Annotated in this window: 25 protein-coding genes; 8 read left to right on the top strand and 17 right to left on the bottom strand. The window is 57.3% G+C overall.

Annotated elements, in window-relative coordinates; all coding sequences use genetic code 11:
• Window positions 1–96 precede the first annotated feature (96 nt).
• The 13 genes from BLV81_RS08150 to BLV81_RS08090 all read right to left on the bottom strand — a co-directional run bounded on the left by BLV81_RS08150 (window position 97) and on the right by BLV81_RS08090 (window position 15,818).
• Window positions 97–1,236, bottom strand: coding sequence for a glycosyltransferase family 4 protein (locus BLV81_RS08150; RefSeq protein ID WP_255365053.1), 1,140 nt, complete (start codon window positions 1,234–1,236; stop codon window positions 97–99).
• Entirely contained in the window at window positions 1,211–2,626 is a 1,416-nt protein-coding gene (locus BLV81_RS08145) for a glycosyltransferase family 4 protein (protein ID WP_092354230.1), read from the bottom strand. Before BLV81_RS08145 ends, BLV81_RS08150 begins: the two co-directional genes overlap by 26 nt.
• Window positions 2,623–3,885, bottom strand: coding sequence for an ABC transporter ATP-binding protein (locus tag BLV81_RS08140; RefSeq protein WP_092354229.1), 1,263 nt, complete (start codon window positions 3,883–3,885; stop codon window positions 2,623–2,625). The genes BLV81_RS08145 and BLV81_RS08140 overlap by 4 nt, the downstream gene beginning before the upstream one ends.
• Window positions 3,885–4,706 carry an ABC transporter permease gene (locus BLV81_RS08135; protein ID WP_092354227.1) on the bottom strand — a complete coding sequence of 274 codons (822 nt, stop codon included), beginning with the start codon at window positions 4,704–4,706 and terminating at the stop codon, window positions 3,885–3,887. The genes BLV81_RS08140 and BLV81_RS08135 overlap by 1 nt, the downstream gene beginning before the upstream one ends.
• Window positions 4,706–6,187, bottom strand: coding sequence for a mannose-1-phosphate guanylyltransferase/mannose-6-phosphate isomerase (locus BLV81_RS08130; protein WP_255365051.1), 1,482 nt, complete (start codon window positions 6,185–6,187; stop codon window positions 4,706–4,708). Before BLV81_RS08130 ends, BLV81_RS08135 begins: the two co-directional genes overlap by 1 nt.
• Window positions 6,188–6,199: 12 nt before the next feature.
• Window positions 6,200–7,171, bottom strand: coding sequence for a GDP-mannose 4,6-dehydratase (locus tag BLV81_RS08125; protein ID WP_092354223.1), 972 nt, complete (start codon window positions 7,169–7,171; stop codon window positions 6,200–6,202).
• A gap of 89 nt (window positions 7,172–7,260) precedes the next feature.
• Window positions 7,261–8,202, bottom strand: coding sequence for a GDP-mannose 4,6-dehydratase (locus BLV81_RS08120; protein ID WP_092354221.1), 942 nt, complete (start codon window positions 8,200–8,202; stop codon window positions 7,261–7,263).
• Window positions 8,203–8,256: 54 nt separating this feature from the next.
• On the bottom strand, window positions 8,257–9,120 hold the full coding sequence (locus BLV81_RS08115) for a class I SAM-dependent methyltransferase (protein ID WP_092354219.1): 864 nt from the start codon (window positions 9,118–9,120) through the stop codon (window positions 8,257–8,259).
• A 1-nt stretch (window position 9,121) separates the two neighbouring features.
• Entirely contained in the window at window positions 9,122–10,312 is a 1,191-nt protein-coding gene (locus tag BLV81_RS08110) for an acyltransferase family protein (RefSeq protein WP_092354217.1), read from the bottom strand.
• Window positions 10,313–10,332: 20 nt separating this feature from the next.
• Window positions 10,333–11,205 carry a class I SAM-dependent methyltransferase gene (locus tag BLV81_RS08105; RefSeq protein WP_176992796.1) on the bottom strand — a complete coding sequence of 291 codons (873 nt, stop codon included), beginning with the start codon at window positions 11,203–11,205 and terminating at the stop codon, window positions 10,333–10,335.
• Window positions 11,202–12,545, bottom strand: a complete 1,344-nt coding sequence (locus tag BLV81_RS08100; RefSeq protein ID WP_218134259.1) for a glycosyltransferase — start codon at window positions 12,543–12,545, stop codon at window positions 11,202–11,204. Before BLV81_RS08100 ends, BLV81_RS08105 begins: the two co-directional genes overlap by 4 nt.
• Window positions 12,545–14,116: a glycosyltransferase gene (locus tag BLV81_RS08095; RefSeq protein WP_092354215.1), complete on the bottom strand. Its 1,572-nt coding sequence runs from the start codon at window positions 14,114–14,116 to the stop codon at window positions 12,545–12,547. Before BLV81_RS08095 ends, BLV81_RS08100 begins: the two co-directional genes overlap by 1 nt.
• Before the next feature lie 574 nt (window positions 14,117–14,690).
• A complete protein-coding gene (locus BLV81_RS08090; protein WP_092354213.1) occupies window positions 14,691–15,818 on the bottom strand; it encodes an ABC transporter substrate-binding protein in 1,128 nt (375 codons plus the stop codon).
• A 389-nt stretch (window positions 15,819–16,207) separates the two neighbouring features.
• Here BLV81_RS08090 and BLV81_RS08085 point away from each other — a divergent pair, with 389 nt between their 5' ends.
• From BLV81_RS08085 to BLV81_RS08050, 8 genes are all read left to right on the top strand, one after another.
• The gene (locus BLV81_RS08085) at window positions 16,208–16,432 is read left to right on the top strand and encodes a FeoA family protein (RefSeq protein WP_255365050.1); all 225 of its coding nucleotides are present in this window, start codon (window positions 16,208–16,210) and stop codon (window positions 16,430–16,432) included.
• Window positions 16,433–16,451: 19 nt separating this feature from the next.
• Window positions 16,452–18,302, top strand: a complete 1,851-nt coding sequence (locus tag BLV81_RS08080) for a ferrous iron transporter B (protein ID WP_092354209.1) — start codon at window positions 16,452–16,454, stop codon at window positions 18,300–18,302.
• Complete coding sequence (locus BLV81_RS08075) at window positions 18,299–18,595, top strand: DUF6587 family protein (protein WP_092354207.1); 297 nt, start codon at window positions 18,299–18,301, stop codon at window positions 18,593–18,595. The genes BLV81_RS08080 and BLV81_RS08075 overlap by 4 nt, the downstream gene beginning before the upstream one ends.
• Window positions 18,596–18,757: 162 nt before the next feature.
• The gene (locus BLV81_RS08070; RefSeq protein WP_092354205.1) at window positions 18,758–19,486 is read left to right on the top strand and encodes a 2OG-Fe(II) oxygenase; all 729 of its coding nucleotides are present in this window, start codon (window positions 18,758–18,760) and stop codon (window positions 19,484–19,486) included.
• A 10-nt stretch (window positions 19,487–19,496) separates the two neighbouring features.
• Window positions 19,497–20,150, top strand: a complete 654-nt coding sequence (alkB, locus tag BLV81_RS08065) for a DNA oxidative demethylase AlkB (RefSeq protein ID WP_092354203.1) — start codon at window positions 19,497–19,499, stop codon at window positions 20,148–20,150.
• A complete protein-coding gene (locus tag BLV81_RS08060) occupies window positions 20,150–20,830 on the top strand; it encodes a DNA-3-methyladenine glycosylase family protein (RefSeq protein ID WP_092354201.1) in 681 nt (226 codons plus the stop codon). The genes alkB and BLV81_RS08060 overlap by 1 nt, the downstream gene beginning before the upstream one ends.
• A gap of 97 nt (window positions 20,831–20,927) precedes the next feature.
• A complete protein-coding gene (gene ada / locus BLV81_RS08055; RefSeq protein WP_092354199.1) occupies window positions 20,928–22,007 on the top strand; it encodes a bifunctional DNA-binding transcriptional regulator/O6-methylguanine-DNA methyltransferase Ada in 1,080 nt (359 codons plus the stop codon).
• Entirely contained in the window at window positions 22,004–22,297 is a 294-nt protein-coding gene (locus tag BLV81_RS08050; protein ID WP_092354197.1) for an Ada metal-binding domain-containing protein, read from the top strand. Before ada ends, BLV81_RS08050 begins: the two co-directional genes overlap by 4 nt.
• Window positions 22,298–22,308: 11 nt before the next feature.
• Here BLV81_RS08050 and BLV81_RS08045 read toward each other — a convergent pair whose 3' ends face one another.
• The 4 genes from BLV81_RS08045 to BLV81_RS08030 form a co-directional block, all read right to left on the bottom strand.
• Window positions 22,309–22,680, bottom strand: a complete 372-nt coding sequence (locus BLV81_RS08045) for a cupin domain-containing protein (protein WP_092354195.1) — start codon at window positions 22,678–22,680, stop codon at window positions 22,309–22,311.
• 160 nt (window positions 22,681–22,840) lie between these two features.
• Window positions 22,841–23,314 (bottom strand): GNAT family N-acetyltransferase, encoded by a 474-nt coding sequence (locus BLV81_RS08040; protein ID WP_255365049.1) that lies wholly within the window; start codon window positions 23,312–23,314, stop codon window positions 22,841–22,843.
• A 4-nt stretch (window positions 23,315–23,318) separates the two neighbouring features.
• Window positions 23,319–24,779 (bottom strand): metalloprotease TldD, encoded by a 1,461-nt coding sequence (tldD, locus tag BLV81_RS08035; protein ID WP_092354191.1) that lies wholly within the window; start codon window positions 24,777–24,779, stop codon window positions 23,319–23,321.
• Between the two features lie 101 nt (window positions 24,780–24,880).
• The gene (locus BLV81_RS08030; RefSeq protein ID WP_092354189.1) at window positions 24,881–25,708 is read right to left on the bottom strand and encodes a carbon-nitrogen hydrolase family protein; all 828 of its coding nucleotides are present in this window, start codon (window positions 25,706–25,708) and stop codon (window positions 24,881–24,883) included.
• Between the last annotated feature and the right edge of the window lie 39 nt (window positions 25,709–25,747).

The following is a 25,747-nucleotide window of genomic DNA, read 5'->3' as shown; positions in this document are numbered from 1 at the left end:
TACAACATGAAGTGAAAGGCTATTTTTTATTTATACGAACCGTCTACCCCAGCAACAGACAACTATTACTTAACTCTAACCAACAACCAATAACTATCAGCTATTAGCCGCCTGCCGATACACTTCGGCCGTGATAGCGGCGCATTTTCTCCATGAAAATTGTACAGACCGCTCCAGACCCGCGATACGCTGCGCCATCCAGGCGCTGTCATCCTCTATCAGGCGGCGCATCTGCTCCGTCAGTCCGACCTCATCCTGCGGATCGACATAAGTCCCGGCCGCGGCCGCCACTTCAGGCAAACTGGCGCAGGCAGAGGCAATCACCGGCGTGCCGCTGGACATCGCTTCCAGCACCGGCAAACCAAAGCCCTCATACAAGGAAGGAAACACCATGATCCTGGCTGCCGCCATGACGCAAGCCAGGTCCGCCTGATCCAGGTAACCTGCCAGACGCACATGGCCGGAACTGATCGCCTGCGACAACGCGGCGCCCAATTGTTCGGCACGCCACCCTGGCATGCCGACTACCAGCAAAGGAAAACGCTCGCGCAAAGGCAATGGCAAACGCGCGTGCGCCTTCAGCGTCAACAACAGATTCTTGCGCGGCTCCAGAGTCCCGACCGACAGGATGAAACCGCGATAGCTTAAGCCAAGTTTTTCGAGACGAGCTGCAAGCTGTTGTTCAACTCTCGGTTGGAATATGGCCGAACAAGCCAGCGGCGCCACCACTACTTTTTGCTCCGCGACGCCGAAATGTTTCTTGATCTCTTGTCCGATAAATTCGGAATCGACCAGGATCCGGCTGACACGCGCCAAGGCCGACGGCAACCTGCGCTCAATTTCCTTCAGGCGATCTTTAGGCTGCGTTTGCGGATAATGAATATGTGTCAGGTCGTGCACGGTCATCACTGTTCGGCCGGAAAAATTGAACGGCCATAAACTGGGTTCGTGATACACATCCGGACGTACCTTGCGCACCCCGCGGCTAAAGCATTGCTGCTCAAGCGTCCGCCGCAAGATGTAGGCGCCCGGCACACGCCTGGCGGTGTCAGCCCAGCGTGAATAACCGGGCATCGGCGCACTAACGAGCGTATCTTGCCAACGCGAGCCTGAGAAATAGTGCATTCCGAGATCCGGCAGTTGCTGCAAGGCCTGCGCCAGCTCAGCAACATAGGTGCCGATACCGGTGCGCGGCGCGCGCAGGATTTTGCTATTCAGAGCAATGGTCAGTTTCATGACATTCACTCCGCACGTGCTGCTGAATTTGCATCTGACGTTCAACCCCATGACGCCCGACCCGTTCTATAAGCTGGCGCGTCGAATCTTCCCAGCTCAGGCAAGACCAATCTGCCATATCTTGCGTGGCTGGAAAAATGCCGCTGTCTTCAAATTGCCGTACCTGTCGACATAATGATTCCGGCTGATTCAAATCGAAATAACTGATAAATTCGCCGCCTATCTCATGAAATACCGGTATGTCGCTCGCCATCACCGGCAGACCACGCTGCATGGCTTCTACCAGCGGTAGGCCGAAACCCTCCACAAATGAAGGGAACACCAGCGCTTTCGCGTGACTGTAACAATACTCCAGCTCGACGTCGCTAAGATCGTTGAACATGAACAGGCGCCGCTTCAGTTCAGGATGTTTTTTTACGCGTTCGATCAGGCGCTCATTCTTCCAGCCTATGCGTCCGATGAAACACAGTACGACGTCGCTGCCGTTTTGCCACAAACGCTCGAAGGCATCCAGCAGATAGGCGTGATTCTTACGAGGTTCGATGGTGCTGACCATCAGATAGATGGCGCGGCCGGGGGTGAATATTTTCTCCACGGCAGGACGAACCGACTGGTTCGGATCAAGCCGATCGAGCTCGGAACCAAGATGAAAAAAATCGAACCAGCGCGCATCGGCCCGCTCCTTGCCCAAACGCCGCTGCACCTCGTCTCGCACCTCGTCACGGATGGTGCTTGAGATCGCAATGAAGCCGTCGGCCGTATTGGCAATCCAGTCAAACCAGCGATCGAATACCTGCACCAGTGGCCCATCGCAAAACCGGGGATGGGTCAACGGAATCAGATCGTAGATGACCGAGACGATCGCCACGCCTTGCTGCTGCAACTGCTCCGCCACAGGAAAAAAATCGGCGTGCCATGATGAGTCCAGCAATACCAGGACATCGTCGGCGCGGCACTCCATTTCAAACGCACGCGGTTGCTCTTCGGTTTTTCTGAGAATCCACTCGGTCAGATATAAAGGCAATACGAACGATACGCTTGCCAGCCGACACAAGATGTACGTCACCCGCCGTACATTATGAGAAGCGGTCCACGGCCTGAATCGCAACAGACGCGAGTGAATCAGCCAGTAACGATTGCGTACCTGCACCAGTTTCTGGGCCGCTTTTTCCAATGTCCGTCGCGAACGGCCGTGCCAGTCGTCAGCATGTTCCGGGGCTAGCTGTTTGACTTCAAATACCTTCCCGTTCTTAAAGATCACAGGAATGCAAACAGCTTCGTCTTGCAGCTTTGGCAGATGATTGATGATATTGCGGACCACGCGCTGGATACCGGAATTCATCTCCGGATGATGGAAAACATAGGTGCATTCGATCAAAAACCTGCTCATGCAGCCACTCCATTCGCACGCGTTCCGATGGTGCCATGCGAGCGCTCTACCGCCATCTCGGCATCCAGGAATGCACAGCCGACAAAATCCGGATGACGCGTGTTAATCACATGGAAAATAACGCTGTAGTCGCGCCACTCGTAGTTGGTGTCTAAATGCGAATCCAGCCGCGACAAGGAAATCGCGATCGAATAATTGCCTTTACCCAGATTCATCGGAAAGCGACAGCGATAAACCAGATCTTCACCTGGCTGCAAATCGGTCTGCGGCATCTCGAGCCGATGGCTATTGATGCCGAAGATCGACTGCCCCAGCTTGTCCTTGATCATGTAGCCCATCACCAGGCGCGCTACCGGAGCGTTGATGGCAACCCGGACTTCCAGCGTGACGTAGGCGCCGACTTCAACTACATCCGATTGCTTGCCGTCGTCATCCAGCAAGGTCACCGAAGTGATGCTGGCTTCACCGGTGCCTGAAATCGTTCTTAGCCTGCCATCGGGCAGGCGTTCTTGCCGGACAGTCTGCTGTTCCCGCTCTGCCAGCATGGCGTTATAAAAATCCATCACCTCCACTGGATCGCCCTGCATTTCCAGCCGCCCGCGATTGAGCAAGATGGCGCGATCGCAAATGGTCTGTATCGCATAGCGGTCGTGCGAGACAATTAATAAAGTAGTGCCGGCGCGGCGAAATTCCCTGATGCGCTCGAAACTCTTGTGCTGGAAATAGGCATCGCCGACAGACAGGGCCTCATCGACAATCAATACGTCCGGCCGGCTGGCAGTGGCCACACTGAACGCCAGCCGCATCTGCATGCCGCTGGAATAGGTTCTGACCGGCTGGTCCATGTATTCGCCAATTTCGGCGAATGCCTCGACAGCCGGCATCAGCGCTTCGATGTCACTACCGCTCATGCCCTGCAGCTGGCCGGCCATGACGGCGTTCTGCCGGCCTGTAAAATCCGGATGAAAACCCATGCCGAGCTCCAGCAATGCCGCCACTCGCCCATGGATCGCTACATTGCCGGTGGTAGCCTGGGTAGTCCCGGCAATTAATTTCAACAGAGTGCTTTTGCCGGCGCCATTGATACCGACAATGCCCACGGCCTCGCCGGGTTCCAACTGGAAACCGATGTCCTGCAACACCCAATGCAGTTGATGGCGCGGCTTAACAAACGGCAAGAGCCACTCAGCCAGGCGCGCCCAGCGCCCGTCGTAGGTCTTGTAGGCCTTGCCCAGATCTTTAACCGTTACCTTACCCATCAGAGCTCATCCACCATTTCACCTGCATGCCGACGAAACAGCAGCATGCCAAAAACACACAAGGCGATGCTCAGCAACGTCACTGCCCAAAGATCGCTCCACTGCGGCCAGACCGCGCTGACGAAAATTCCCTGATAGGCGTTCATCAGCGCTGTCATCGGATTAAATTTAAGCGAGGCTTGCACGCCTGCCGGCAAAGTGGAAACCGTATACACAATGGGGGTAAACCAAAACCAGAATTGCAAGACGATGCCAAACAATTGGCCGACGTCACGAAAAAATACGTTCAATACACCTAACACGATGCCAAGACCGATGGAAAACAGCACTTGTATCAATAACAGCGGCAGCATCCCGAGAAACACCCAGCCAGGAAAATTTCCCGAAATAAGCAAAAACCCGAGGAACAATCCGAAGATGATGGAAAAATTCAGGCCGGCGTTCATTACCGTAATGACAGGCAGGCAGATGCGCGGAAAATTCAACTTCTTGATCAGATTGCCGTTTTCCAGAAATACGTTCTGCAGGCGCGACACCGTCTCGGTAAAAAACCCCCAGGTCAGCAAACCGGCGCACAGATAAATGCCATAGGCAAACTGACTGCTGGCGTTGGGCAGGCGTGCATGCATCAGCTGCGAAAAAATCACCGTGTAGACGACAATCATGGCCAGCGGATTCAGCACCATCCAGGCCGCCCCCAGCATCGAATTGCGATAACGCGCCTGAAACTCGCGCCGGACGCTGCCGAGCATGAATCCTCGGTAGTGCCAGAGCGAGCGCAACAGCAAGCCCAAATTAGTGCGCGACTTTGCCTGCACCATTACTTGCACCTGCCATACTTGTCGTCAAACCGCACGATATCGTCTTCGCCCAGATAGGCGCCGCTCTGCACCTCGATCATGACCAGCTCCAGCAGACCCGGATTCTCAAGCCGATGCTTGCTGCCCGCCGGAATATAAGTCGATTCGTTGGTGTTGACGTAGAGCTCCCGGTCGCCGTTGACGACCTTGGCCATGCCATGCACCACCACCCAATGTTCGCTGCGATGATGATGCATCTGCAACGAGAGCGATGCTCCCTGCTTGACCACGATACGCTTGATCTTGAAGTTGGGTCCTTGTTCCAGCAGGGTATAGCTGCCCCATGGCCGGAACACAGTGCGATGCAGTTTGTAAGTATCGTGCTCGGTACTCTTCAGTTGTTGCACCACCTTCTTCACATTTTGCACATGATCCGGATGGGCGATCAACAACGCGTCTGGCGTATCCACCACGATCAGGTTGTTGACTCCAACGGTGGCCACCAGACGTTGTTCAGAATAGATATAGTTATTCCTGCTATCGATCAGCACTGCCTCGCCCAACACCCGATTGTCTTGTTCATCGGGTTCAACCAGCTGCCGTAGCGCACCCCAGGAACCAATATCGTTCCAGTCAAAACTGGCGGGTATTACCGCGACCCGGTCAGAGCGTTCCAGTACCGCATAATCGACAGAAATATCCTGCATCGCCATGAAACTTTCGCCTTCCAGCTCCTGCAACAAGACACCAGCAGAGGGACTGGCCGGGCTGGCTTCGATACAGGCGGCCGCCAGCGACAGAATTTCAGGCGAGTGCCTTTCCAGTTCACTGATAAAAGTCGAGACTGAAAAACAGAAGATGCCGGCATTCCATAAATGCTTGCCGCTTGCGACAAAGGTCGCAGCCCGTTCCGCATCCGGCTTCTCGATAAACCGTTTTACCGTGGCGGCTCCGAATGTATCGATCTCTGCGCCGCATTCGATATAACCGTAGCCGGTTTCCGGTGTCAGCGGCCGTACCCCGAAGGTCACCAGATAACCTTGTTTAGCGATTTCCACCGCATGATGCACAGCTTCGGAAAAGCGCTCGACATCCTTGATCAGATGATCTGCAGGCATCACCACCATGATAGTGTTGTCGCCATGTAGCGCACGTAAAGACAATGCGGCGACGGCAATCGCAGGGGCGGTATTGCGGCCCGCCGGTTCAAGAATGAAATGCGGGCGATGATGCATACCCAGGTCGGCCGACGTGAACTCGTCTTTGCTCTGGAAGTAGTAATCCCGATTGGTCACACTCAGAATATCGCCACGGATTCCGAGCTGGGCCACGCGCTGATAGGTTTTTTGCAGCAAACTCTTGCCGTCCGGGAGTTTGATGAACGGTTTCGGGTGCCCTTCGCGCGACACCGGCCACAAGCGCGCGCCGGCGCCGCCTGAAAGTACTACCGGAACAATCACTGCAGTTGCTGTTAGTGGAATACCGGGTTCTGGGGTGCGCACTTTTGTCTCCCTTTACTCTTTACCGACGCGACGCAAATCTGCATCAACCATCTGCTGTATCAATTGCTCAAGGCCGGTTTTCGGCTTCCAGTCCAATTTCCGCTGAGCCTTGGCCGGGTTGCCGAGCAAGACATCCACTTCGGCCGGCCGGAACAGTTGCGGATCGATCACCAGGTAATCTTCATAATTCAGGTCAAGGTGGGAGAAAGCGATGCGGCACATATCGCGCACGCTGGTAGTGACGCCGGTGGCAATCACATAGTCATCAGCCTGTTCTTGCTGCAGCATCAGCCACATTGCTTCCACGTAGTCGCCAGCAAAGCCCCAGTCGCGCTTGGCGTCGATGTTGCCGAGTCGCAGCTCCTTCTGCTTGCCGAGCTTGATGCGTGCCGCCGCATCAGTCACCTTGCGCGTGACGAACTCTATGCCGCGCAAAGGCGATTCATGATTAAACAGGATGCCGCTGGATGCATGCAAACCAAAGCTCTCCCGATAATTGACGGTGATCCAATGGCCGTAGAGTTTGGCCACTCCATAAGGGCTGCGCGGATAAAACGGCGTGCTTTCATCCTGGTGTTCGGCCTGGATCAAGCCGAACATCTCGCTGGTGGATGCCTGATAGAAGCGCGAATCCGGACTGAACTGGCGAATCGCTTCCAGCATATGCGTTACGCCTAAGCCATCCACCATGCCGGTTACCACCGGCTGGTTCCAGGAAGTGCCGACAAAGCTTTGCGCACCCAGGTTATAGATTTCGTCAGGACGCGACTGGCACACCGCTCTTATTGCAGATGTCGCATCGGCCAGGTCGCCTTCAATGAATTGCAGTTTTTCCAAAATTCCCAGCTCGCGCAAACGCCACAAGGTGTCGCTGCTGCGCCTCGCCAGCAAGCCGTATACCTTGTAACCCTTATCGAGCAATAACTTGGCAAGATAGGCGCCGTCTTGCCCGGTTATGCCGGTAATCAATGCAGTTCTTGTCATCGCGTGTATCTCCTTGTGTCTATTCTTATCGTCTATTCTTGTTGCTTAAGCGTATTTTCTGATACCGCAGGCCGGCCAGGTCGGTGAGGTCAATGTGCTTCGCTCTCTGCCGCCACTCTGGCATCCCAGTCCGACAAAACGTTTAATAAGGTCTGCTGCATTGGAATGCGCGGCGTCCATGCCGTTGCCTGTTCGATTTTCTCATTGCTACCCTTCACCCGACGCAGGTCCGAAGGGCGCAAACGCGCAGGGTCCTGCTCGATCACGGCATCTACCTCGCTCAGGTAAAGCATGCTGGCAATTAGGTCACGGATCAGATATTCCTTGCCCGAGCATACATTGTAGATTTCGCCATTATGGCCGTTCTCCAGCAACGCCAGGTAGGCCGAAATGACATCTTCGACATCAAGGAAATCACGGCTGACATCGACATCGCCAACCAGTATGCGGGCCTCTTGCAAGCCCAGCCTGATGCGCGCCAACTGGCGCGCAACGCTGGAAATCACGAAGTCTTCGCGCTGCCCCACGCCAATGTGGTTAAACGGGCGCGCCACCAGGATGCGCCAAGGCATGCTGCAGCTCCACTGGTAGCACAGCAATTCAGCGGCAGCTTTGCTAACCGCATAGGGATTCTGCGGACGTACCGGCTGTTGCTCTGTGATCGGCAATAATTCCGGACTCACCTTGCCGTAAACATCGCCGGAGCTGACGTACAGAAAGGTGCCGTTGAAACCGCAGCGCTGTAGCGCTTGCAGCAGATTCAGCGTTCCTTTCAGATTGACGTCAAGCGTATGCACCGGATCGCGGAAGGCTTCCGGGATAAAGGTCTGGCCAGCCAGGTGAATCACGGCATCCGGACGCGCCTGACGCAATACCCGCTCCAGCGAATCCGGTTCCAGCAAATCATAAGAACTGTCTGCGGACACCAAGTCCCAGCCTTGCGCAGCAACCGCATGGGCGCGCATGCGCTCAAAGGCAAGGCCGACAAACCCGGATTGCCCGGTAATGAATAATCGCTTCAATCGTTCCATATGCAGTCGATCCTTCCCTGCGGTTGTTCATTCAAAAACATTACGTGTGCTCTATTACGGCTTGCGCGCAATAATCACCTGGCTTTTCGGCATGAAATCATTCAAGGTATTCCTGACGTGCTCGCCGTTGGGACTATCCATCAAGATATCCCAGGTTTTCGCCCAACTATCCAGCAAGGGGTGATGGGCGCTGCTCAGATCGACTTTGCAGACCCAGAAAAACAGCCACCAGACGGACCAGTAAAAACCGTAATATTCGTGACTTTCGATGACCAGGCCTGCGTCTGTAACCATCTTCTCGAATTCGGCGCGTTCAATAATGCGGATATGGTTCGGCTTCTCAAAATGCGAGGCCGGCGCCACTTTCTTTTGCAAATGTTCTTGCACCGGATCCGGCACCGAGAGCAGATACTGCGCACCCGGCTTGCCGACCCTGACCAGCTCGCTCAAAAACTGCGCCGTATCGTCGACATGCTCAAGCACTTCCATTGAAATCACCTTGGATGCAATGCCGTCTTCCAGCAACAAAGGATTGGCGTCGCTTACCACGCCTTGCACCCGCCGCGCCGGAGTATCCGCCAGACGCTGCCTGGTGGATTCCACCTTGAGCGCGTCGATATCGGCAACAATCACATGCGCGCCGCGGAAAGCGCAAAATAAGGAATTACCGCCATCGCCACAGCCGACATCGAGCACCACATCTTCAGCACTGATAGCAAACCCGCGATAAAGTTCATCGCTTTCCTGCAGATACCAGCCGCTGGCCAACGCATCGCGCAAACCGATATGGAAGGAATCAACCGGTGCAGAATCATTCGGTGCGACTTGCGCCCCCGGGGATGGCGCCATTGCTGGAACGACGATATCTGCTTGTCCAATACCGGACAGGCCGAACAGGCTCTTGATAAATTTCCGCATACTATGATTTCTCGCTGTCCGCAGTGATCGAAGGCTGGCTGCGGAATCTGAACGACCATGTCGGGAGCCAGTTCTGTCGCATGCTGATGCGCTCGGCAAGTTTTTTGCCGCGCGCGCGGAAAGGAGTTTCAACAAAACGATAATTCAATTCACTGAAAATCAACACCAGTACAATCGCCGTCAGCGCCAGGCGTATGTTATAAGTTTTATCGAAAATGGTATCGACGGGCGCGATCCGAAACCAGATCTCGCGAGTGGCCAGATAAGCCGGTATGTGTGTCAGATAGAGTGCATAGGAACGGCTTCCGAACCATAGGAAAATCTTCTTCAACGGATTGTCAGGCATCAGATAATCCTTGTCATACGATGCGATGAATACCAATGCGATCGACAGCAATGCCACGGCGCCAACCCAAAAGCGGAAATTCTCATAGCGGGAAGAACCCATCGCACCCAGTCCGACCGCCAGCAACGCCAGCACCAGCCAGCGCAGCCACAGATGATTCTTCAGGAATAGCGGTTCAAATCTGCGGTAACTGCCATGCCCGCTCCATATCGCCAGCAGCACGCCAAGCAGCAGCGCATCGGAGCGTGTGGTCATCAGAAACAGGCTGACGTGGCGGTTGGCGCACAGCTGCAGCACTACCGGCATCAACAGCACCCAAGGCAGCCAGCGGCGGAAAACAATCGCCACGACCGGCAGCAGCAGGTAAAACTGTTCTTCCAGCGACAAGCTCCAGTAAGGAAAGCTGGAACCATAATCCGAACGGCCGAACACCTCTTGCAGACGGAAATTCCCGTAATTGAATACCCCGGCCAACGTGGCATCCAGATTGGTTTTCAGGGAGCCGAATACACCCGACTTATTAAACATGACGGTAGCCACCAGGATCAGCGCCAGCCATAACCACGCCGACGGCCACAGGCGCGACGCCCGGCGCACCCAGAAAACTTGCATGACAGAGAGCTGCTGTCCATTACTTCGGTTCAGGCGCGGAATCAGGTCGCGGGCGATCACGAATCCTGAAATCGCAAAAAACAGATCGACACCGGTCCAGCCGCCGAAATAGGTGTACAGGAATTCAAGCAGGCGATTTGGCTGCCCGAACAAATTGAAGCGCGTATGTTCGACCAGCACGAAAATCACCGCGATGCCGCGCAACAGTTCGATATCCTTGATGCGATGATTCATGTGCAATCAACTCCGCTAGTCTATCTGTGGCCCGGTTTACGGGCGATGATGGCCTGGCTTTTCGGCATGACGCTATCCAGTACCTGCTTGATCCTGGCGCCCTCGGGCAGCGAAATCAAGTGATGCCATGTTTTTGCCCATTCATCGAGTAAAGGGGGGTAAGGCGGCTTGATGTTGTCGCGCGTGGCGCCATTGTTGCCGGATTCGCTGGCCCAATACAGGCACATCCAGAGCGACCAAAAGAAACCGGAGGCCTGGCGTCGTTCGATCTGCAATCCGGCGCCGGTCACCAGCGCTGCAAACGCATCGCGCTCGAACACATGGATATGGTTGGGTTTTTGAAAATGCGATGCCGGCGCCAGCTGTTTTTGCAAACCTTCGCCGACCGGATCTGGAACGGTCAGCAAATACAGCGCTCCCGGCTGTCCGACGCGCACCAGTTCCGCCAACACCTGCGCCGGATCGTCGACGTGCTCCAGCATTTCCATGGCGATGATGCGGCTGGCGCAGCCATCGGGCAGCGGCAGCGGATTGGTATCGCAGACCAGCCCCTGCGAGCCGCGCGCCGGGCTGCCGGTTACTTTTGCCGACAGTCGCGCTACCTGTGCTTCATCAGTATCAGAAAAAATCACATGCGCGCCGCAACGCGCCGCGAACATGGTCGCCCCACCCTCGCCGCAACCAACGTCCAGGACCACATCCGCCGGCGTAATCGGAAATCCTTCCAGCAACTCGCCGCTGTCCTGGCGGAACCAGCCGCTTTGCACGTTATCAACCAAGCCGCAGATGCGTGAATCAACTACGCCGTCCGCCGATACCAGCTGCGGCAGTGCCACCTTCTCGCTGGTCTTTGCCTTGAACAGCCGCAGCCGGTCGGAAAGGAAGCTGATCATGCAGATGCCTTTTCCGCAACCTGCGGGGCATTGTTTCCGCCGTTTCCATCACCATCCCCTACACCGGCATGGCTGGCAAAGAAAGCCAGCAAGCGCTCTTTGACGACGGCGCGAGAGCAATGCAGCTGCAATTGCCGTACCGCGTGCTGCGCCATCTTCCGATACTTTTCCGGATCTTGTTTGGCGACGCGGTAACTTTCCTTGTAGGCGGCAAGCAAAGTGCCCCAGTCTATGCGGTAACGCAGGGTACGATAGGCTTGGCGCGGATCGTGCGGCCAGTGGCTCGGTTCGGTGTTGGAGTCCAGCACAAACGCATTGTCGCGATCGACATAGTCGGCCATTGCCGTGTTGACCGGCGCGATGGCCGGTTTGCCGCAAGACATGAATTCCATCAATGGCAGGCACTGCCCTTCACCATGCGAGGTATTCAGGACATAGGTGGTCGCGGACACCAGGTTTTCATAATCGGCGTCGCTCAGATAACCGTGAATCAATAGAATCCTGCATTTGAACGGTGTCAGCTTGTAGACATTTTCGAGCAGGTTATCGATGCCGATGCGCGCATCGTTATGCGTCAGCTTCAGCACCAGCGTGGCATCTTCGACATCACGGAAGGCCCAGCAGAAGCCGCTGATCATGTCATACCAGTTCTTGCGGCCGTCATACGGATTGAAGACCGAGGTATACACCACGCCACCGACATGCACTTGGATCGGCTCGCGCCGGGCAAGCGCCGGCGGCCGCAGCAGATCCGGTTTTGGATCGCGCCGGCGCGGCGGACTATAGGGAGAGAGGTCGACGCTGCGGCTATCAATCACGGTGCCGGCGACATTCAGCACCACGCCGTCCGGATGATTTGCAATCGATAATTTTTCACGCAATACTGCAAAACGATCCCAGACCGGCGCCGGGATAGACACCACCGGAAACTCTGGCGTCATCGCCCGCCTGACAGAGTCCGCGGTGAATACCGAATGCGTGATCGCGCTGCCAAGCTTATTGAAGACATAGCGCCAGTCATGGCGCGGCTCGCCAAACCAGACCTCATTGGGCAGCGTACTGAATTCCCACGCAAATACCGGAATGGTCGGACAAACAAGATCGACCACAGTCTTGTGCGGCGGCGAAAATGACAGGAATACGCAAGATTCTCCGTGCGCCCTGGCGCTCCTGTAGATGGCATCCACCTCCCGCGCTGGATCGCTGACGGCAACCACGATGCCCAGCTGCTCCAGCACCGGGCGGAATTCCTTCAATACAAAGTAGTAACTGTATTCCGGCAGTCCCAGATTGCTTTCAATCGAGCCGGCGTTGGTTTCGGAGTAAACAATAATAATCATCAGACACCGGGTTTCAGAAAGAAATTGCGCAGCTGTTCCTTCACGACAGCGCCTGAGCAATACGCCGCCTGACGCGCCATGGCGTGCTCGCTCATTGCAATATATTTTTCAGGCTGCTGCTTCGCCACCTGGTAACTATCCTCATACGCGGTACAGATCGACTCCCAGTCAAGGCGATAGCGCAAGGTACGGAACAAGTCGCGCGGATCGTGCGGCCAGACATTGTGTTCAAGACTGGACTTGACGATGAAGGCAGCGCCGTCGTCAATATAATCTTCCATCGCCGTATGCAGCGGCGCGATCACCGGCTTGCCGCAACACATGAATTCCATCAGCGGCAAACACAAGCCTTCACACAGCGAAGTATTGACGTAAAAGCTGGTGGCGCCGATCAATTCTTCATAGGTCGCGTCATCCAGGTAGGCATGCAAGGTCAGGACGCGGCATTTGAATGGCGCCAACTGCGACAGCAAGGTCAGCAAGGTGTTGTGATACACCGACAAATCGCGCTCGTTCATCTTCAGGACCAGCGTTGCGTCTTCCACGTCGCGGAAGGTCCAGCAGAACGCCGTCACCATGTCGAACCAGTTTTTGCGGCCATCCTTTGGGCTGAGGATGGAGGTGTAAATCACCCCCTCCAGGTTGACCAGCGCTTCATGTTCCTGGGCAGCAGCCGGGGCTGGCGCGTCCACTCCCGTTTTCGCCGGGAGTGGAGCCGATCCTGTCGGCAGCGGCTGCGTTTTCCTGAGCGGCCTGCCCGCTATGGCACGCCCTAAGGTATAGCTGCTGCGTCCGCTCACCGCTACCGTCTTGGCTAGCCACAGCGGCAGCAGATCGCGCAATGCCTCGCGGTACCAGGTCAACAGATGGCGTTTAGTCACTGCCAGGCGATAACGCAGGTTTTTTTCCTGTACCGGCGCTTGCGCCTCCGGTAACGGCTGCGCAATTGCCTGCGGCGATTCTTCCGCTGGTACACCCGGTATCCGAGGGGGGGTGATATGGGCTATCAAACCATCCGCGGACAAACCCAGCAGATGGCTATCGATCACCGTGCCGCGCAGCAAAAGCGTACTTTTCCTGGCCGGCAGGGCACCCCCGAATCGCGCGCGAGCACTTGCATATTGTTCCCACAGAGGCGCTGGTACAGCAAGAACCGGGAATGCCTGGCCCATCGCATCTTTGACAGTACGGGCGGTATAGCTGGACAGCGTTATCGCTCTGCCGTGACGGGCAAACACTACACGCCAGTCGTTGCGCGCATCGTCATCCCATATTTCATCGGGAATATTGCTGTATTCCCAGGCGAAAACTGAAATCGTCGGGCACTTGAGATTGATCTGCGTCTTGTTCGGCGGGGAAAAGGACAGAAACACGCAATCCTCGCCACGCTGCCGGCATTCTTCAAACAGCGCGTCGACTTCAGTTTCCGGAGAACGTACCAGCGTGACCGTACCGAGTTCCGCCAACACGGCACGAAAGGCTTTCAAGACGAAATAATAGCTGTACTCTGGTAAACCAAGGCTTTTATCGATCGTACTTTCGCCAATATCCGAATACAGAATGAAATTCATCAAAATCGTAGTTTTAGTCGAATGTTAATCGTCCAACCATTGCTTATTGCAACTTCAGACTAGTCTCAACCCCGTAAACGGGGCAATTCTTTATTATGTATTCAGGGGTGCGGGGACAGCCGTGCGGCGTATCACCAAGAAAGTTTCCTATCAAACACTCTTCCTGTAGCTGTCGATAATACCTGATACCAGCGGGTGGTAGTACCATAAGCTTTAGAGCGAGAACCCTATTGTGTCGAAATGTAGCGTAGAGCCATTTTCAGATGGCCAGCCAGCCGATCTGACAAGAAACGCTTGGAAGGGAGACAATGCAGAATTGATAACAATTGTAAAAACATCAATCCCAAATAAGATTGGGCGTAATTTGCCCATCAGCCTATCCAACAACTCAAGCACTCATGCAAGCGGCAGCGCATGCTCCATGCAGTACTGGCTGAAGGTGACTCAGCCCGCAAACGTCGTGGGGCGGCATGAAAAAAAAGCAGCATAGGCCGCGAGCTGGGGCCTTGGGGCTTGCACGCGTTTCAGGAAATAAAACACGTGGTGACGGCGGTATTCGAATAATTCCGACAATTCAGTGCAGGAATCTGCCGCTCTTGGCGACCATCGTCAGGTCGACGAACTCTGAACCATTGTGATTGCTCGGGCTGAAGGTCACAAAATAACCGCCGGCGTCATAATGGTTGATGGTTTCCAGTGCCCGGATCAAGCCGTCGCGCGACAGGTTGCTGCCGGCACGCTTGAGACCTTCAACCAGGACCTTGGCCGCAATAAAGCCTTCCATGCTGACGTAATCCCATTCCCTCTTGCCGTTTTGCAGGTAGTACTTGCGGTATTCCTTGACGATGGCATTGACTTCATCCCAGGGCGCGGGCATCACTTGTGCAATCTGCACGCCGCTGGCGTCCTTGCCCAATGCATTCACCAGCTGCTGGCTGCCGACGAACGAAATGTTCCAGAACGATGGCGGACTGCCGGCCGCTATCATCGCTTTGATGAAGGCAGCGCTGGAATTGTAGGCTGACACCATGATGACCGTCTGCGGCTTGCTTTGCCGGATCTTGGCAACGGCATCGCTGACATCCACGCTATTGCGCTCCACCGTGCCTAGCCCGACCACCTCGATGCCGCGTTTCTTCAGCGCCCGCGTCACCCCTTCCAGGCCAGCCTTGCCGTAGGCGTCATCTTGATAAAAGACGGCGATCCGTTTCAATGACAGCGTGGTAATTTGCTGCACGATTTTTTCCGTCTCGGCAAAGTAACTGGCGCGGACGTTGAAGATATTCCGATTGAACGGTTCGCGCAGCGACTGGGCGCCGGTAAAAGGCGCGAAAAACGGCAGCCTGGCCTTGGTCAAGGCTGGAATCGATGCATTCGAGGTCGGCGTGCCGACATAGCCGAACAGGGCTAGTATGTCGTCCTGTTCGATGAATTGGCGGGTATTCGCCGCCGCCCGGTCCGGCTCATAGCCGTCGTCCAGCGCCTTAAGGATGATTTTTCTGCCGAACACACCGCCGCTGGCGTTGACCTGATCGAAATACGCTTGCGCGCCTTCATTCATTCCCTTGCCCAGCTCCCTGGCGGGGCCGGTAAACGCCGCCGACTGGCCGAGGGTAATGGTGGTGGCCGTCACGCCAGTTTCAGCGTGACAAAAAGCGGCAGTCAACAACGCTGACAGGACAAATATTTTATGAAGGCGCATGCGAAATCCGATTATTCGTTGAGATAAAGTTGATCAATTTTGCAAAACCGTTACAAACCCACTGCAAACTCATTGCAAATTTGACACTGCAGATGTTAGCGCTACCGAAAATAGCCGATGAAATTTGTTGCGGTGCGGAAAATTGCGCTAAGTAAAACGCAAAGGAGGTAGCGCTGTCAAGCACGCCATGTCATTTTCAGCGGCCGGGAGAGCAGCAAGACACTATCTGCCGGGCAAGAACGAGGCTGACACGCAAAGCTTTGTTGCGATGCCTAACCGTCACCGTCCCTGGTTGACCCTTGTTTTGTTCGCCAGGCACGTAAGGAGCGTCGTGAATGTATATAATGAGAATCATTATTGATCATGGCGTTTGTATGAGACTTTGCGACTTGACCCCGTTCACCCCTGCAGTGATCGAATACGTGGAAGACGTGTTGGAGCTGGACCCGATTGCCAACCGGCTGCGCGAGTTGGGTTTTGTCCGGGGAGAGGCAGTGAGCCTGGTGGCGCGCGGCCCGATTGGCGCTGATCCGCTGATGATACAAATCGGCTTCACTCGTTTCGCCCTGCGTCGCGTCGAAGCGCACCGGGTCCACGTTAATCCTGCGTCCTGAATTACTCAGCCACAGCCTCATGTCTAGCGCATCCTCCTTCCGCATCGCCCTTGTCGGCAACCCAAACTGCGGTAAGACCGCCCTGTTCAACCAATTGACCGGAAGCCGCCAGAAAGTGGCGAACTACGCCGGCGTCACGGTAGAGCGCAAGGAAGGCCGCTTTACCGCCCCTTCCGGGCGAGTGTTCCAATTACTCGACTTGCCCGGTGCGTATAGCCTGGAAGCGACCAGCCCGGACGAGATGATTACCCGTAAAGTTTGCCTGGGCCAAATGCCCGGCGAGGCATTGCCGGATCTGGTGGTCTGTGTTGCCGACGCGACCAATCTGCGTTTGCACTTGCGCTTTGTATTGGAAGTCAAACGGCTGGGCCGGCCCATGGTGCTGGCATTGAACATGATGGATGCCGCCCGCAAGCGCGGCATCGCGATCGACCGCGAAGAACTCGAACGCCGCCTCGGCATTCCGGTGATCGAAACCGTGGCAGTACGCAGCGGCGGCGCAGGCGAACTGATCCGGCATCTGGACCAGGCCGCTGCAACAGCACCGGCACCGGCGCCAGCGGCCGGCGGCGTCGACGACGACTTGCACGCACAGGTGCGCAGCATGCTGGCGGCAGCAGTCACCATGCCGCGCAACACGTCGATGATCGACGATATGATCGATCGCTGGGTATTGCATCCGGTATTCGGACTGGCGCTGCTGGCGGCCATCATGTTCTTTATTTTCCAGGCAGTTTTTTCCTGGGCACAACCGCTGATGGCGGGTATCCAGGCCGGCGTCGGCGCGGTCGGCGCCTGGGTCGCCGGCGCGATGCCGGAAAGCCTGCTGCGCAGCCTGATCAGCGACGGCATCTTCGGCGGGCTGGGTACCGTGCTGGTATTCCTGCCGCAAATCCTGATTCTGTTTTTCTTTATCCTGATGCTGGAAGAATCCGGCTACCTGCCGCGCGCGGCCTTCCTGCTTGACCGCATGATGTTCAAAGCCGGTCTCACCGGCCGCTCATTCATTCCGCTGCTGTCCAGTTTCGCCTGCGCGATTCCCGGCATCATGGCCACCCGCAGCATCCAGGATCCGCGCGACCGCCTGACCACCATCCTGGTAGCGCCGCTGATGACTTGCTCGGCCCGGCTGCCGGTGTATACCTTGCTGATCGCCGCCTTCATCCCGAACAGCAGCGTCTGGGGCCTGTTCAATATGCAAGGCATGGTCCTGTTCGTGCTGTATGTGGCGGGCATCGTCAGCGCGCTGGCGGTATCCTGGGTCATCAAGCGTGTGCGCAAGGACAAGAGCGAGCACGCATTGCTGATGGAACTACCGTCCTATCGCTTGCCCGGCGCACGCAACATCGCCATCGGCCTGTGGGAACGGGCGATGATTTTTGTGCGCCGGGTCACCACCATCATCCTCGCGCTCACCGTGCTGTTGTGGTTCTTGTCGACCTTTCCCGGCCCGCCGGCAGGCGCGACCATGCCGGCTATCGATTACAGCCTGGCCGGCAGGATCGGCCATCTGCTCGAATATATCTTTGCCCCTATCGGTTTTAACTGGCAGATTTGCATTGCGCTGGTGCCCGGCATGGCCGCACGCGAAGTCGCCGTGTCGGCGCTGGGAACCGTGTACGCCATGGCGGGCAACAAAGACATGATCGCGTCGCAGCTGGGCCCGGTAATTGCCCACCAATGGTCGCTGGCAACCGCGCTGGCGCTGCTGGCCTGGTATGTGTTTGCACCGCAATGCATGTCGACGCTGGCGGTGATGCGCCGTGAAACCAACTCTTGGAAAATCGTCGCCTTTGCCACTACCTACCTGTTCGGCCTGGCCTACCTTGCCGCTTTCCTTACTTATCAAATTACGAAGCTCCTGACATGACGCCATTTCTCGTAATCCAGGCCATCGTGATCGGCGCGGCAGTGATCGCCAGCTTGATTTATGCCTGCCGCCGATTGCTGCCCGCTACCAGTCGGCGCTGGCAGGAGGCGGTGGCAAACTCATTGAGTGCGGCCTCTCAACCGGCAGCGCTGCGGGCGATCGGCAAGCGCCTGCAGCCGGTGGCTGCGGCTGCAGGATGTGGCAGCGGGTGCGGATCGTGTTCTACCGGATGTGGTTCGGTGTCTGCCGCTGAGGAACAACCGCTGCAGTTTCGTGAGCGCTCGCGGGAATAGAAATCGTGTGAGTCATTGTTTGGCGTTCGAATTCGACAGCAAGAGTCGGAGTGCGGCGCCCCGACAGCTTGCTTACACTGGGGCTCTGTTAGTCACTCAGGAACAAACGATGGACACATTGCACAACACGGCCCGCTGCCTGCGGCAACGCGAGGTGCCGGCATGAACGCCGCGCAGGCCGTCGACACCGTCGCAGACCGGCTCAAGCGCATCGACTGGGAAAACCTCCATCAAGATCTGGACAGCTACGGCAGTGCACTGTTGCCGCGCTTGTTGACTTCAGAGGAATGCACCGCACTGATCGCGCTTTATGCGCGCGACGATATTTTCCGCAGCCGGGTCGTGATGGAACGCCATGGCTTTGGCCGCGGCGAATACAAGTATTTCAGCTACCCCTTACCCGACCTGATCGGCAACTTGCGCAACGCCCTCTATCCTCTGCTGGCGCCGCTTGCCAACCGCTGGAACGAAACCATGCATATCGCCACCCGCTTCCCGCAACGACATGCCGACTTCATCGCCCGCTGCCACGCCGCAGGCCAGTTGCGGCCAACCCCGCTCATGCTGCAATACGGCAGGGGCGACTATAACTGCCTGCACCAAGACCTGTACGGCGAACATGTTTTCCCGCTCCAGGCAGCGGTCCTGCTATCCGCACCGGGACGCGATTTCAGCGGTGGCGAGTTCGTGATGACCGAGCAACGGCCACGCATGCAATCGCGCCCCGAGGTAATTCCCTTGAGCCAGGGCGACGCCGTGGTGTTTGCCGTCCATCATCGCCCGGTACACGGCCAGCGCGGCGTTTACAGAGTAAATTTACGACATGGCGTCAGCCGTATCCGCTCCGGATCGCGACACACGCTAGGCGTTATTTTCCACGACGCTGTATGACGAGCATTACATGACTTTAGATTTGTTCGACACCGAAGAATTGTCTGATAAGCGCCAGCAACAACTAGCGCCAGACGCATTCGTATTGCGCGGTTTCGCCACGCCTTACGTAGCGCAACTGTTGCCGTTGCTGGCGGCGATTCAACAGGCATCGCCATTCCGCCATCTGGTGACGCCCGGCGGCTTTCGCATGTCGGTGGCCATGACTTGTTGCGGCCCTCTCGGCTGGACCAGCGACCGCCGCGGCTATCGCTACAGCGCTGTCGATCCGGAGCACGGCCGCAGCTGGCCGCCCATGCCCGGGATTTTTTTACAGCTGGCGCAAGCCGCAGCGGCGCAAGCCGGTTTCGACGGCTTTCGGCCAGACGCTTGCCTGATCAACCGCTACCAGCCGGGCACCCGGCTGTCGCTGCATCAGGACAAGGATGAGCAGGACTATGCGGCTCCCATCGTTTCCGTATCGCTGGGCATTCCTGCGATATTCCTGTTCGGCGGCCAGGAGCGCGGCGACAAGAGCATTCGCGTGCCACTGTTCCATGGCGACGTCGTGGTCTGGGGCGGCGCCGACCGGCTGCGTTATCACGGCGTGCTGCCGCTGAAGGAGGCTGAACATCCCCTGCTCGGCAGGCAAAGGATCAACCTGACTTTTCGCAAGGCCGCTTAATGCAGAATTCGCCAAGCGCCACCGTGATCGCGGCGGATATATCGGGGAACGCCTGCCGTAAAGCAGAAAAATTCCTGTCAGCGCTGGACTCCGACTGGGCCCGTCATATCGCCCATATCGGGCCTTGCCGCCATGCGTCTAAACCGGCGCGTGAACCGTATGAAGCGTTGGTGCGAGCGATTGCCTACCAGCAGTTGCATGCCCGCGCCGGCGACGCCATCCTGGCCCGCATGCTGACCCTGTTTGGCGGCACCGCCTTTCCGACTGCACAGCAGCTGCTGGATACGCCCGTCGATATATTGCGTGGCTGCGGCTTCTCTGCCAGCAAAATCGCGACTATCCACGACATTGCGCAGGCGGCCCTGGATGGCGTCGTTCCGCTACGCGCAGAGGCCCTGACAATCAGCGACGACGCTCTCATCGAGCGGCTGACAAGCCTGCGCGGCGTCGGCCGCTGGACCGTCGAGATGTTGCTGATCTATACATTGGAACGCTCGGACATTTTGCCCGCCGATGATTTCGGCGTGCGCGAAGGCTATCGGCGGCTGAAAAACCTGCCGCAGACGCCGACCAGAAAACAGATCGGCGACATCGCCCTGGCCTGGAGTCCCTATCGGACCATGGCGGCCTGGTATCTGTGGCGCTTGCCGAAGAATCCAACGGCTAATGACGCCGTCTGATACAGTCGATATTGTCTGAATTTGACAGCAAGACTCGGAGTGCCAGGCCTCCGTCGCATTGCTAAAGTACAGCTACGATATGCCATTGGAAACCGATATGCGAACGCTGACACAACAGCAACACACTGCCAGGCAAAGCGCCGAACGCGATCCGCGCTGGGCGGCAGTACTGGCAAGAGATCCGGCCGCGGACACGCAGTTTGTCTATGCCGTCAAAACCACGGGCGTGTATTGCCGCCCGAGCAGCCCGACACGTCTGCCGCGGCCGGAAAATGTCGCTTTTTTCGATACCCCGGCAGCAGCCGAAGCGGCCGGTTACCGGCCCAGCAAACGCGGCGCCGATCAAACCTCGGTGGCGGCCCATCATGCCGAGCTGGCGGCCGCCGCCTGCCGCAGCATCGAGAGTGCGCTGGAGTTACCCAGCCTGGAGATGCTGGCCGCCGACGCCGGCCTCAGTCTGTTTCATTTTCACCGTGTATTCAAGGCTGTCACCGGACTCACGCCCAAGGCATATGCCAATGCGCAGCGGGCTAAAAAAGTGCGCGATCACCTCAGCCATAGCCATTCAGTGACCGAGGCGATCTACGACGCCGGCTTCAATTCGAACAGCCGCTTCTATGAAGCATCGGGCAAGGTGCTGGGCATGACGCCGACCGACTATCGCGCCGGCGGCGCCAACACCGATATCCGTTTCGCGATCGGCGAATGTTCGCTGGGCGCAATCCTGGTGGCGCAAAGCGATCGCGGCGTATGCGCCATCTTTCTGGGCGATGATCCGAACGCCCTGGCGCACGACTTGCAAGATAAATTCCCGCGCGCCCATCTGATCGGCGCCGACCGCGATTTTGAACAGCTGGTGGCGCAGGTGGTAGGTTTCATCGAAGCCCCTGCCCTCGGTCTGGATTTGCCGCTGGACGTGCGCGGCACGGCTTTCCAGCAACGCGTATGGCAAGCATTGCGCGACATTCCTGCCGGCAGCACCACCAGCTACGCTGAAATCGCCGCCCGTATCGGTTCGCCCAAAGCCGTGCGCGCCGTGGCCCAGGCTTGCGCCGCCAACAGCCTGGCGGTAGCGATCCCCTGCCATCGCGTGATACGCAGCGACGGCAGTGCTTCGGGTTATCGCTGGGGAGTGGAACGTAAGCAGGCATTGCTGAAACGAGAAAGCAGGGAGTGAATACCGTCGGCAAGAAATGCAAGAAATGGCGACTCATCGGCGCCGACGGCAACAGCTATGACAGCAATCAAGCAGGCAGCCTTGGCGGCCATCGTCGCAGCCGCATCTATGGCCGCCTGGATTGCCGCACAGCGCTGCAAGCGATCGCCAGAGGCGGTTATGTGAAGAACCGGGTGTTCTTTCTCAACCAGGCTGATGCCGAAGGAGCCGGCTATCGCCCCTGCGCGGTTTGTCTGCCACGAGACTACGCGCGCTGGAAGGAGCAGAAAAGCCAGGCTATTTCAAGCTAGCCGGCCTGGAATCACAGCGGGCGTAATTGCTCGGCCAGCGAACGGGTTTTCTGGCTGACGACGTCGCCGGTATGCAGCGTCGTTTTACGTTCGATCAGCATGATATGGCACTCTTCCTCCGCCACCGGGTTATGCCGCACGCCTTTGGGAACAACAAACATCTGGCCTTCACCCAGCTCTACGGTGCCTTGCTCCATTTCGATGCGCAGATGGCCTTTGAGGACCAGGAACAATTCATCCTCATGTTCGTGACTGTGCCAGGCCAGAGAACCTTTTACCTTGGCGACCTTGACATAGGAATCGTCGACTTCGGCCACCACGCGCGGCGACCAGTGTTCTGTCAGCGATGCGGCTATTTGTTGGGGTGAGCTGACGTTTGACATCATTTTCCTCCGTGCTGTTGTTGATCAGCGATGAACGCAGCGCGCTCACTACCGGCTGTTGAGTTTGACAGCCAGGTAATTTCTCACTTGACGTCATGATCGCATCGACGTCGCTGCCGTTATCCAGTTTTCTCAGGTATAAAGGTATGCGCGATCCCTATCAGACGGAATTCGAAGGCGCAATCATATGAATGTGTGAAATGCCATCTTCGTCATACAGCTCACCAACCGGCTTGAAGCCAAAGCTGCCATAAAAACGCTGCAGATGCGCTTGCGCACCAATTTTGATGTCACGCCCCGGAAACAGCTTGACGGCTTGCGCCATCGCTTGCCGCATCAGCTCACGACCGCCGCTTTTACCGCGCAGCTCGGGGGCCGTGACCACCCGCCCGATCGACGGCAAGTCAAACACTTTGCCCGGCGGCACGATGCGCGCGTAGGCGCCCAGTTCGCCGTTCGGCAGATAGCCAAGACCATGCCAGGAATGCAGGTCGACGCCGTCGGCATCTTGGAACACGCAGGTTTGCTCCAGCACGAACACGCGCTGCCGCAATTGCATCGCTGCATACAATTGCACAGTACCTAGCTCCTGGAACGGCAGCCAGCGCCATTCCATCATCGTCGCTTCTGCCATGCCGTCAAGCCGTGCCGCCGACAGTCACGCCGTCGATGCGCAAGGTCGGCTGGCCGACGCCGACCGGCACACTCTGTCCTTCCTTGCCGCAGACGCCGACACCTGGATCAAGCTGCATGTCGTTGCCGATCATGGAGACCCGGTGCAAAACGTCGGGACCGTTGCCGATCAGGGTTGCGCCCTTGACCGGATAGGTGACCTTGCCGTTTTCGATCATGTAGGCTTCGCTCGCCGAGAACACGAACTTGCCGTTGGTGATATCGACCTGGCCGCCGCCGAAATTGACTGCATACAAACCGTTTTTCACCGAAGCCAGAATCTCCGCCGGATCCCTGTCGCCGGCCAGCATGTAAGTGTTGGTCATGCGCGGCATCGGCAGATGCGCGAACGATTCGCGCCGTGCATTGCCGGTCACCGGCATCTTCATCAGGCGCGCGTTCATGGTGTCCTGGATATAGCCTTTCAGGATACCGTCTTCAATCAGCGTGGTGCATTGGCTTGGATTGCCTTCATCGTCGATATTCAGCGAGCCGCGGCGGTCGGCGATGGTGCCGTCATCTACCACGGTGACGCCTTTGGCTGCCACGCGCTCGCCGATACGGCCGGAAAAGGTGCTGGAGCCTTTGCGGTTGAAATCGCCTTCCAGGCCATGGCCGATCGCTTCGTGCAGCAGGATGCCTGGCCAGCCAGGTCCAAGCACCACGGTCATCGGGCCGGCCGGGGCTGGCCGCGCATCCAGGTTCACCAGCGCCGAAGCAACCGCGTCGGCCGCGTATTGTTCCAGAATGGCGTCATTGAAATAAGCGTAGCTATAGCGTCCGCCGCCGCCGCTGCTGCCGGTTTCGCGGCGGCCGTTCTGTTCCACGATGACCGTTACCGAGAGCCGCACCAGAGGCCGGATATCGGCGGCAATCACGCCGTCGCTACGCGCCACCAGCACCACATCGTATTCTGCGGCCAGGCCGGCCATCACTTGCACCACGCGCGTATCCTTGGCGCGCGCCATGCGCTCTACCCGTTCCAGCAGTTTGACCTTGTCGGTGGCGTCCAGCGACACCAGCGGATCGTGCGGCAAATACAGGGAGCGGCCGCCGTTTTGTTGCATGCCGCCTGCAATCTTGATCTTGCCGGCGCCTTGGCGGGCGATGGTGCGGGTCGCCACTGCGGCGTCGTGCAAGGCGCGCTCGGAGATTTCATCGGAATACGAAAAGGCCGTCTTGTCGCCGGAGATGGCGCGCACGCCTACCCCCTGGTCGATGGAAAAACTACCGGTCTTGACGATACCTTCTTCCAGGCTCCAGCCTTCGCTCTTGGTAAACTGGAAATACAGGTCGGCGTAATCGACCTTGTGCGTGAACATGGTCCCCAGCGCTTTCAGCAAGCTCGATTCGTCGAGGCCGAACGGAGTCAACAGGATATCGCGCGCAACGGCTAAAGTGCTCAGGTTTGGTTCAAATGGTTTCATTGGTATTCCGGTTTTACTGTGATGTTAGGTGGGATTGTAGAGCATCCCAGGCTGAGCTGGCCGCAGCGGCGAAAATAGTAATATCTTATTGCCAATCACTCTTACAACTTGCGGTGCAGCAATGCCGGCAAGCTGGCCCGCACTCCCATCATGAAATGGGGGTCGATAGCGCCGCTGACAAGGCCCTCGCCTTCGGCCAGCACCGATTTAATTTCACCCCAGGGGTCGATCAGCATGCTGTGGCCCCAGGTGCGGCGACCGTTCGGATGCTTGCCGCCTTGCGCCGCCGCCAGCACGTAACACTGGTTTTCGATGGCGCGCGCGCGCAGCAGGGTTTCCCAGTGGGCTTTGCCGGTGGTGTAGGTAAAAGCGGCCGGCACCACGATCAAGCTGCAATCGCCCAGCGCCCGATACAATTCGGGAAAACGCAGGTCGTAACAGACCGACAAGCCCACTTTACCGAACGGCGCCTCGAAACTGCCCACTTCCTTGCCGTCAACAATGGTACGTGCCTCGTCGTAGGATTCTTCGCCTTGACTGAAGCTGAACAGATGGATCTTGTCGTAACGGCTGACGCGCTGGCCCTCAGGGCCATACACCAATGTGGTGTTGAGCACCTTGCCAACCTCGTCGGCAATCATCGGCAAGGTGCCGCCGATCAGCCAGATGGCATGTTCTCTCGCCAATTGCGCCATGAGGGCCTGGATCGGGCCTTGATCGAGGGCTTCGGCGCAGTTCAGCTTGTCGGCTTCATGCATGCCCATGATCGGCCAGTATTCGGGCAGCAACACCAGTTGCGCGCCCTGCCCGGCGGCAGCGGCCACCAGGCGCTGAGCCGTATTGAAGTTTTCCTCCAGCACCGGCGTCGACACCATCTGGATCGCGGCAACTTTGAAGCTGGCTGAATGATCTTGCGATGCTTGACTCATAGTGCTGAACTCCGCGCTGGAGGGATAAAATGCAATAAG

It is taken from the genome of Collimonas sp. OK242, from assembly GCF_900107095.1.
Lineage (GTDB): Bacteria > Pseudomonadota > Gammaproteobacteria > Burkholderiales > Burkholderiaceae_D > Collimonas.
This window is presented reverse-complemented; position numbering and strand designations above follow the sequence as displayed.

What these genes read in the sequence shown, in the direction of transcription:
- BLV81_RS08150 (WP_255365053.1), bottom strand. Translation starts at nt 1,236, where the DNA reads ATGAAACTGACCATTGCTCTGAATAGCAAAATCCTGCGCGCGCCGCGC.
- BLV81_RS08145 (WP_092354230.1), bottom strand. Translation starts at nt 2,626, where the DNA reads ATGAGCAGGTTTTTGATCGAATGCACCTATGTTTTCCATCATCCGGAG.
- BLV81_RS08140 (WP_092354229.1), bottom strand. Translation starts at nt 3,885, where the DNA reads ATGGGTAAGGTAACGGTTAAAGATCTGGGCAAGGCCTACAAGACCTAC.
- BLV81_RS08135 (WP_092354227.1), bottom strand. Translation starts at nt 4,706, where the DNA reads ATGGTGCAGGCAAAGTCGCGCACTAATTTGGGCTTGCTGTTGCGCTCG.
- BLV81_RS08125 (WP_092354223.1), bottom strand. Translation starts at nt 7,171, where the DNA reads ATGACAAGAACTGCATTGATTACCGGCATAACCGGGCAAGACGGCGCC.
- BLV81_RS08120 (WP_092354221.1), bottom strand. Translation starts at nt 8,202, where the DNA reads ATGGAACGATTGAAGCGATTATTCATTACCGGGCAATCCGGGTTTGTC.
- BLV81_RS08115 (WP_092354219.1), bottom strand. Translation starts at nt 9,120, where the DNA reads ATGCGGAAATTTATCAAGAGCCTGTTCGGCCTGTCCGGTATTGGACAA.
- BLV81_RS08110 (WP_092354217.1), bottom strand. Translation starts at nt 10,312, where the DNA reads ATGAATCATCGCATCAAGGATATCGAACTGTTGCGCGGCATCGCGGTG.
- BLV81_RS08105 (WP_176992796.1), bottom strand. Translation starts at nt 11,205, where the DNA reads ATGATCAGCTTCCTTTCCGACCGGCTGCGGCTGTTCAAGGCAAAGACC.
- BLV81_RS08100 (WP_218134259.1), bottom strand. Translation starts at nt 12,545, where the DNA reads ATGATTATTATTGTTTACTCCGAAACCAACGCCGGCTCGATTGAAAGC.
- BLV81_RS08095 (WP_092354215.1), bottom strand. Translation starts at nt 14,116, where the DNA reads ATGAATTTCATTCTGTATTCGGATATTGGCGAAAGTACGATCGATAAA.
- BLV81_RS08090 (WP_092354213.1), bottom strand. Translation starts at nt 15,818, where the DNA reads ATGCGCCTTCATAAAATATTTGTCCTGTCAGCGTTGTTGACTGCCGCT.
- BLV81_RS08080 (WP_092354209.1), top strand. Translation starts at nt 16,452, where the DNA reads ATGTCTAGCGCATCCTCCTTCCGCATCGCCCTTGTCGGCAACCCAAAC.
- BLV81_RS08075 (WP_092354207.1), top strand. Translation starts at nt 18,299, where the DNA reads ATGACGCCATTTCTCGTAATCCAGGCCATCGTGATCGGCGCGGCAGTG.
- BLV81_RS08070 (WP_092354205.1), top strand. Translation starts at nt 18,758, where the DNA reads ATGAACGCCGCGCAGGCCGTCGACACCGTCGCAGACCGGCTCAAGCGC.
- alkB (WP_092354203.1), top strand. Translation starts at nt 19,497, where the DNA reads ATGACTTTAGATTTGTTCGACACCGAAGAATTGTCTGATAAGCGCCAG.
- BLV81_RS08060 (WP_092354201.1), top strand. Translation starts at nt 20,150, where the DNA reads ATGCAGAATTCGCCAAGCGCCACCGTGATCGCGGCGGATATATCGGGG.
- ada (WP_092354199.1), top strand. Translation starts at nt 20,928, where the DNA reads ATGCGAACGCTGACACAACAGCAACACACTGCCAGGCAAAGCGCCGAA.
- BLV81_RS08045 (WP_092354195.1), bottom strand. Translation starts at nt 22,680, where the DNA reads ATGTCAAACGTCAGCTCACCCCAACAAATAGCCGCATCGCTGACAGAA.
- BLV81_RS08040 (WP_255365049.1), bottom strand. Translation starts at nt 23,314, where the DNA reads ATGGCAGAAGCGACGATGATGGAATGGCGCTGGCTGCCGTTCCAGGAG.
- tldD (WP_092354191.1), bottom strand. Translation starts at nt 24,779, where the DNA reads ATGAAACCATTTGAACCAAACCTGAGCACTTTAGCCGTTGCGCGCGAT.
- BLV81_RS08030 (WP_092354189.1), bottom strand. Translation starts at nt 25,708, where the DNA reads ATGAGTCAAGCATCGCAAGATCATTCAGCCAGCTTCAAAGTTGCCGCG.